The sequence below is a fragment of the Streptomyces sp. NRRL B-24572 genome (assembly GCF_002156145.1).
Classification (GTDB): Bacteria; Actinomycetota; Actinomycetes; order Streptomycetales; family Streptomycetaceae; genus Streptomyces; species Streptomyces vietnamensis.
In genome coordinates this window covers 1-4,211 of sequence record NZ_MWIG01001007.1, presented here as the reverse complement: position 1 = coordinate 4,211, position 4,211 = coordinate 1, and the positions used below count along the sequence as shown (strand labels likewise).

At 72.1% G+C, this 4,211-nt stretch carries 4 protein-coding genes and 1 pseudogene; 1 reads left to right on the top strand and 4 read right to left on the bottom strand.

Annotated features, from left to right (window positions below; translation table 11 throughout):
* Nucleotides 1-359: pseudogene (locus tag CCN56_RS39480) on the top strand (DUF3533 domain-containing protein); the annotation flags it as partial.
* A gap of 79 nt (nt 360-438) precedes the next feature.
* On the opposite strand, the gene CCN56_RS39475 reads toward CCN56_RS39480, so the two are convergent.
* The 4 genes from CCN56_RS39475 to CCN56_RS39460 form a co-directional block, all read right to left on the bottom strand.
* Nucleotides 439-1,320, bottom strand: coding sequence for a S1 family peptidase (locus CCN56_RS39475; protein WP_086832411.1), 882 nt, complete (start codon nt 1,318-1,320; stop codon nt 439-441).
* 51 nt (nt 1,321-1,371) lie between these two features.
* A complete protein-coding gene (locus CCN56_RS39470) occupies nt 1,372-2,226 on the bottom strand; it encodes a S1 family peptidase (protein WP_086832410.1) in 855 nt (284 codons plus the stop codon).
* Between the two features lie 200 nt (nt 2,227-2,426).
* Nucleotides 2,427-3,215 carry a DUF1684 domain-containing protein gene (locus tag CCN56_RS39465; protein WP_086832409.1) on the bottom strand — a complete coding sequence of 263 codons (789 nt, stop codon included), beginning with the start codon at nt 3,213-3,215 and terminating at the stop codon, nt 2,427-2,429.
* The coding region (locus tag CCN56_RS39460; RefSeq protein ID WP_086832408.1) for an NtaA/DmoA family FMN-dependent monooxygenase at nt 3,212-4,211 on the bottom strand (1,000 nt) is incomplete at its 5' end. The genes CCN56_RS39465 and CCN56_RS39460, both read right to left, overlap by 4 nt.

Sequence of the window (4,211 nt, the reverse complement as noted above, 5' to 3'; positions counted from 1 at the left end):
GGCAGCGGGAAGGCGCCGCCACCCTGGCGCTCCAGTCCGTCTTCGGGATCGTCGGCATCGGCCTGGCGATCCTGCTCATCGTGATCGCGGGCAATCCCAGCGCGGGCGGCGCCTTCCCGCTGCCGATGCTGCCGCCGTTCTGGAGGGCGATCGGCCCGTACCTGCCGCCGGGCGCGGGCACCTGGGCGGCGCGCTCGATCGCGTACTTCAAGGGCAACGACATGACCGCCTCGATGGTGGTCCTGTCGGTGTGGGCGGTCGTCGGCGCCACGGTGACGCTGGTGATGTCCTCCCTGAAGCGGAAGCCGGAGGCGGAGGCGGAGCCGATCGCCTCGCAGGCGGGCGAAACCACGGCGTAGAGGACGCGCAGGAGGTCCTGGAAGGCGCGGTCCCTCCGGCCGCCCGTCGGCAGCCGGAGGGACCTGTTCGGACGCGGGATCAGTAGACGTTGACCCCGTACGCGCTCAAGGCCTCCGTCACGGGCTGGAAGAAGGTCGTCCCGCCCGAGGAGCAGTTGCCGCTGCCGCCCGAGGTGAGACCGATCGCCTTGCTGCCCGAGTAGAGCGGGCCGCCGGAGTCGCCGGGCTCGGCGCAGACGTTGGTCTGGATCATGCCGTAGACGATGTCGCCGCCGCCGTAGTTCACGGTGGCGTTGAGGCCAGTCACCGTGCCGCTGTGGATGCCGGTGGTGGAGCCGCGGCGGGTGACGGACATGCCGACGGTGGCGTTGGCGGCGCTGGTGATGTCGACGCTGCCGACCGTGCCGGACTTGGTGACCGTGGTGTTGGTGTAGCGCACGATGCCGTAGTCGTTGGTCGGGAAGCTCGACCCGGCCGTGGAACCGAGCACGGTGCTGTGGGTGGAGTTGGACCACCAGGTGCCCGCGCCGTCGGTGCAGTGGCCGGCGGTGAGGAAGTAGTAGTTCCCCGCGCTGTCCTTGACGTTGAAGCCGAGCGAGCAGCGCCAGCTGCTCGCGTAGATGGCGTCGCCGCCGGAGATCAGCTTGTTGAACGTGCCGGGGGTGCGCTCGATGCGCAGCGCCCCGGCGTTGGCCCCGGCCTTGCGCTTGATCCTGGCGATCTCGGCCTGGGAGACGGTGGAGTCGGCGGTGACGACGACCTGGCCGGTGGCGGTGTCGACGCGCCAGGCGGTGCCGGCCACGTCGGCGGCGAGGACGGCGTCGCTCGCCGCGGAGAGCCGGGTGGCGCTGAACGTCTGCGTGGAGTCGGCGTTCGCGGTGGGGACGCCGAGCGTCGCGGCGGCGGCGACGAGACCGGCGGTGAGGGCGAGCAGCCGGAACTTCTTGGTGGGGGTGGTCACTTCTTGTTCCTCCTGTGGGGGGGATCAGTGGGTGTCCGTGCGGGAGGGGAATCAGTAGATGCTGACCTTGTACGCGGCGAGCGCCTCGGGCACCGGCTGGAAGAAGGTGGTGCCGCCCGACCGGCAGTCGCCGCTGCCGCCGGAGGTGATGCCGAGCGCCTTGGTCCCGTCGTAGAGCGGGCCGCCGGAGTCGCCGGGCTCGGCGCAGACGTTGGTCTGGATCAGGCCCTTCACCGTGCCGCCGCTGGAGTAGTGGACGGTGGCGTTGAGGCCGGTGACCGTACCGCCGTGGGTGCCGGTGGTGGAGCCGGTGCGCTTGACGGACTCGCCCACGTAGGCGTCGGCGGCGCTGTAGCCGCCGGAGTGGCTGAGCGAGGTGTTGTCGTAGCGGACCAGGGCGTAGTCGTTGCCCGGGAAGCTGGAGCCGACGGTGGCGCCGATCAGGGTCGACTGCGCGGAGTTGGTGTACCAGGTCTTCGCGACGTTGCCGCAGTGGCCGGCGGTCAGGAAGTAGTACGTGGAGCCGCTGACCACGTTGAAGCCGAGCGAGCAGCGGTAGCCGCCGCCGTAGATGGCGTCTCCGGCGGCGAGCAGCGGCTTGAAGACGCCGGGGGTGCGCTGGACCCGGAGCGCCCCGGCGTCGGCGCCGGCCGCTCTCTGGATCTTGGCGAGTCCGGCGTCGGTGACGGTGGAGTCGGCGGTGACGACGACCCGGCCCGACGCCTGGTCGACGTACCAGGCGGTGCCGCCGACCCCGGCGGCCTCGACGGCGGCGTCGGCGCGGGCGAGCTGGGCGGCTCCGGCGGGGCCGGGCACGGGGGCGGCCTGGGCGCCGGGGAGTCCGAGCGCGGTCGCGGCGGCGAGGCCGGCGGCGACGGCGAGCAGACGGGTGCGGGTGTTCCTCACTGTGCTCCTCACAATTCTCCTTCTGGGAAAAGCGGAGGGGCCCGTGGATGACGGGCCCGTGAGGCGCCATCAGGTGACGTGTTCCTGACATGCACCGCCAGTGATAGTGGCCCTCCCGGAGCGGACGCACAAGACCGCCGTACGGACGGGAGCCCCCCGGCCTTCCCGGCCGGGGGCTCACCGCTACGGAAAAGGCCAGGTCAGGCCTGGTTCAGCCGCCGCTCCCCCGCCGCCACGGCGGTGTCGAGCGTGTTCCCGGGCGGCGGGAAGGGGCAGATGAAGTGGTCCGCGAAGGCGCACGGCGGCAGCAGAGCGCGGTTGAAGTCCACCGTCACCGAGCCGTCCGACGCCGGTGCCTCGGGCCGCAGGAAACGGAAGCGGTAGCTGTCGCGGCCGCTGGTGGAGTCCGCGAAGACCGCCCACAGGGTGCCGTCGTCCTCGACGGCCACCTGCAGGACGTGCTCGCCGCCGTGCAGCTCGAAGACCAGCTCCCCGGAGAGCCCGAGGCCGCGCTCCCGGCCGTCGGCGTTCTCCACCCGTACGCTGCGCGTCTGCGCGTACGGCCGGAACACACCGGGCACCACCCAGCGCTCGTCGTACGGGGTGGCCTCGATGCCCCGGAAGGCGTGGCGCGCCTCCGAGCCGGGGTCGAAGTCCCGTACGGCCCAGAGGCCCTCGCGCCGCAGCACCACGAGCCGCCGCCCCGCCGACTCGACGCGGGACTCGTGGATCGGGCCGTGGTCGGCGGTGAGCCGGACCGTGCCGGCGAAGGGCTTGCCGTCGACGGTGAGCCCGTCCTCGGCGCCCGCCGTCAGGACCATCTCGTCACCGTCCTCCCGCCACTCACCGGGAACGGCCGGAATGCGGCCCTCGGGGAAGTCGGCGAGCCAGTGGGTGCCCGTGAGGGAGAGCGGGCCGTACGAGGAGGCGACGGCCGCCTCCCGCTGCTCGTGCCAGTGCTGCCAGTCCTGGTGTGGATCCGTGCTCATGGTGTGTCACCTTTCCATACGGGCTCGGGAAGCCCGAGGTGCGACCGCAATGTGGTGCCCGCGTACTCCGTACGGAAGACCCCGCGCTCCTGGAGCAGCGGCACGACCCGGTCGACGAAGTCGTCGAGGCCGCCGGGGGTGAGGTGGGGGACGAGGATGAAGCCGTCGGCGGCGTCCGTGGCGACGAACTCCTCCAGGGCCGCCGCGACGGTCGCCGGGGAGCCCACGAAGGACTGCCGGCTGCCGGTCTCGATGACGGTCTGACGGATCGAGAGACCCTTCTCCTCCGACAGCGCCCGCCACTTCCTGGCCACCCCGACCGGATCGGCGACCCGCACCCGGCCCTGGACGAGCACGGAGTCCGGGTCGGGATCGACGTCCGGAAGCGGCCCGTCGGGGTCGTATCCGGACAGATCACGGCCCCAGACCTGTTCGAGCGCGAGGATCGCGTTCTGCGGGGAGACCTGCTGCCGGCGGATCTCGGCCGCCCGCTCCTGCGCGTCGGCATCACTGTCGCCGAGGACGTACGTCACCCCCGGCATGATCTTCAGGTCGCCGGGCTGCCTCCCGTACCGGGCGAGCCGCCCCTTGACGTCGGCGTAGAACTCCCGCCCGGCCTCCAGGGTGGAATGCCTCGTGAAGACCACATCAGCGGCGGAGGCCGCGAACTCCCGCCCCTCACCGGAGTCCCCGGCCTGGATGACGACCGGCTGCCCCTGCGGAGAGCGCGGTACGGGGAACGAGCCCTCGATCCGGAACTGAGGCCCGCTGTGCGCGAAGGTCCCCGGCTCCCCGTCCGGAGTCCAGGAATCCCACAACTCCCGCACCACGCCGAGGAACTCGGCCGCACGCGTATACCGATCGGCGCGGTCCAGGAAGCCGCCGCGCCGGAAGTTCTCACCGGTGAACGCGTCGGACGAGGTGACCACGTTCCAGGCGGCCCGGCCGGCACTCAGATGGTCGAGCGAGGCGAGCCGCCGGGCCAGTTCGTACGGC